Annotated in this window: 2 protein-coding genes and 1 pseudogene; 2 read left to right on the top strand and 1 reads right to left on the bottom strand. The window is 35.1% G+C overall.

The genetic code is table 11. The features are described 5' to 3' along the window. Positions 1-219: 219 nt before the first annotated feature. A complete protein-coding gene (locus BMX34_RS09540) occupies positions 220-534 on the bottom strand; it encodes an ArsR/SmtB family transcription factor (protein ID WP_002320191.1) in 315 nt (104 codons plus the stop codon). Positions 535-832: 298 nt separating this feature from the next. Here BMX34_RS09540 and BMX34_RS09535 point away from each other — a divergent pair, with 298 nt between their 5' ends. Both BMX34_RS09535 and BMX34_RS09530 read left to right on the top strand, forming a co-directional pair. Then, positions 833-2,764 carry a heavy metal translocating P-type ATPase gene (locus BMX34_RS09535; protein ID WP_002320192.1) on the top strand — a complete coding sequence of 644 codons (1,932 nt, stop codon included), beginning with the start codon at positions 833-835 and terminating at the stop codon, positions 2,762-2,764. A gap of 292 nt (positions 2,765-3,056) precedes the next feature. Further along, positions 3,057-3,179, top strand: a pseudogene (locus BMX34_RS09530) (tyrosine-type recombinase/integrase); the annotation flags it as partial. Positions 3,180-3,271 lie beyond the last annotated feature (92 nt).

Raw genomic sequence — 3,271 nt, 5'->3', positions numbered from 1 at the left:
GTTTGCCTTTAAAATGATTCATTACTCTGTCCTCTCTGTCTTTTTTCTCAATTTTACACTAAAATAGATTTTTTGGAAAACTTTGCAACAGAACCAGATTTATGAAGAAAGCAATTTTAATATTCTTTTTCGGTTGATTCTGATTCGAGTGATTATGGTCTTTATCTGATTTTGACATTTAAAAACCTCCTAAGTTTGTATGCTACATACTAATTGGTTTTATTTTTCTAATTCATTAACATGAGTTAAGACTTGTTCGAGAATACTAAAAACATGAAGGTCATCTAAACTGTAAAGCATACTTTTTCCTTCTCTTCTTGATTTCACTAAGCGTGCGTCTTTCAACGTTTTTAATTGATGAGAAATAGCGGACTGTTCCATGTCCAGAGAAATAGCGATATTTCCAACACTACACTCTTTTTTCTGTAAAAGAAAGAGAACCGACAATCGTGTAGGATCACTAATCACCTTAAATAGTTTGCTTATTGACAGAATAGATCCTTTATCGATTGGAGAAGTTGTTTTTATATCCATAGTGTTTTTATTCCTTTCATATGACCTTTCGTTCATATCTATATTACCATATGAGCGAAACAATGCTAATCTTTTGTTTATAAAAGAGAAGTGGCGTTCTCTTTATCTTGACAAAATGTATATAGCGATATAAAATGAGTATACAAACATATGATTAATTAGTCATATGTAAAGTGGATTCATTACGATTTACTTTCGGAATAAACGAAAGGAGTCAGAAATAGCAGAAATTTATGTGATTCAAGAAGTAAATGATGGAAAACAAAGGAATTATAAATTATATAGGGAGGCAATAGAAGTGGAAACTATCCAAGAACAACAGTCTCAAGAAAAGCATAATCATAATCACAACCACGATCACGACCATGATCATGGGAAAATGCCAGTCGTTTTGTACTTTGTTGGTTTAGCATTAGCAGTGATTGCTCTATTTTTGAATGAAGATTATCAGTTGGTACAAAATGTTTTGTTCTCAATCGCTACAATCAGTGCCGGGTATCACGTTATTCTTCTTGAAGGCCTTGGAGAAACAATTGAGAATTCAAAAGCACAAAAAAAGTTCATACCTAATTCTCATATTTTAATGGGATTAGCGGCAATTGGAGCTTCTTTGATGGGGAATTTTTGGGAAGGAACATTATTGATTCTTATTTTTTCTGGCGCACATTTTTTGGAAGATTATGCAGAAGGAAGAAGCAAACGAGAAATAACGAAATTACTCGAAATGAATCCAACGACTGCCCGGTTAATCCTGCCTGATGGTAGTACAAAAAATGTGGATGTCAGTGAATTAAAAGTGGGAGATCAACTTCAAGTGTTGAATGGCGATCAAGTACCTATTGATGGCGTCATTTTGTCTGGATCTACATCCATTGATGAGTCGTCTATTAATGGAGAAAGTATCCCGAAAGAGAAATCCAAAGGAGATGGCGTCTTCGGGAGTACAATCAATGGAACAGGTACCTTCACGATGAAAGTCACCAAAGAAAACAAAGATACAGTATTTTCAAAAATTTTACAATTAGTGAATCAGAACCAAGATAACCAAACAAAAGCTGCGAGTATTATCCAAAAATTTGAACCGAAATATGTCACAGTTGTTTTAATTGCCATTCCTCTATTCATGTTATTGGCTCCTTTTCTACTTGATTGGACATGGTCACAAAGTGTCTATAGAGGATTGGTCCTTTTAGTTGCAGCTTCACCGTGTGCTTTAGCAGCAGCTACTGTCTCGGCAACGCTATCGACGACTTCTAATTTAGCCAAAAAAGGAGTCCTTTCAAAAGGTAGTTCTTACCTGTCTCAATTAGCCGATATTAAAGCAATTGCATTTGATAAGACGGGCACCTTGACCAAAGGAAAACCTGAAGTAACCAATTATTATTTTGCTGATTCCGTGAACGAAGAAAACATGATTGATATCGTAGTAGCTCTTGAAAAAGAATCCAATCACCCCTTAGCAGATGCTATTCTAAGAAAGTTTGAGCAAAAAAACAAACTAACTATTGAAGTAGAAAACCAAATTGGTAAAGGATTGACGGGAGATTACAAAGGGAGAAATTATCGTATAGGAAAACCGACTTCGTTTGATGATGTTTCAGATGAATATAGTCGTTTAAATAATGAATGGGCGTCAGAAGGTAAGACAGTCGTATACGTAGCAGTAGATGAAGAGGTTATAGGCCTTATTGCCCTTATGGACGTTCCGAGTGAATATGCTAAAGAAACCATTGAATATTTTAGGAAACAAGGTATACACACCACATTAATTACTGGTGACTCAGAAATGACGGGAAAAGCGGTTGCTAAACAATTAGGAATAGATGAAGTGATTGCGAATGTCATGCCGGAAGACAAATCCAGAATTATAGACGAACAAAAAGAAAAATACGGCGTGACCGCCATGGTTGGAGACGGTGTAAATGATGCTCCTGCTCTTGTTAATGCAGATGTGGGAATCGCTATGGGAGATGGGACTGATGTGGCAGTAGAGGTATCTGATTTAGTTTTAATGCAAAACAATTTATCTAAATTGGTACAATCTCATAATATTTCTTCGAAAATGAACCGTGTTATTTGGCAGAATATTATTTTTTCAATGGCCGTTGTTGCTTTTTTAATTGTCGTTAGTTTCTTAGGCTTAACGGATATTGCAATCAGTGTCATTATTCATGAAGGAAGTACTTTGGTTGTTATTTTGAATGGACTTCGATTGCTAAAGGCAGTCTAAAGAATGATTGCACAACTTCAAATTAATCGAGTAATAGAGATAATTAAGGATTACACTACATTTTTTATCTCTATTACTTGTTTATATTTATCTAGATGTTCAAAGTCAAAATGATATATCAACCATACTCTTGTGGCGCGGGTTGAATATAAGATACATGAAATTGTATAAAATCGTGTATCGAGAATCCTATATCTATAGGGTTCTTTTTTTATACCGGTGTCCAATACACGATTTCGTGGTATAATGAATGAAATCATGTATCCTTTTTGTGAGAGGAGAGACCATTTCAATAAGTTATAATGTACAACCATTACGAACGCAGCAAGAAATCAACGACTTTTTATTCTGTTTGAGACGCAACAAAAACGCCGAACGCGACGTTTTCTTGTTTTTGATCGGCATTAATAGCGGTTCTGTTGCGAAGTTTGAAAATCAAACGCGCCCTCTCTGAACTCCAAATATCTTAGGCTGTTATTCCCATTAATACCTTGATTTCAGTAGACA

This window comes from Ignavigranum ruoffiae (genome assembly GCF_900110675.1).
In the GTDB taxonomy this organism is placed as follows: Bacteria; Bacillota; Bacilli; order Lactobacillales; family Aerococcaceae; genus Ignavigranum; species Ignavigranum ruoffiae.
Note: the sequence above shows the minus strand (reverse complement) of the source record. Positions and strands in the feature narration are given on the sequence as shown.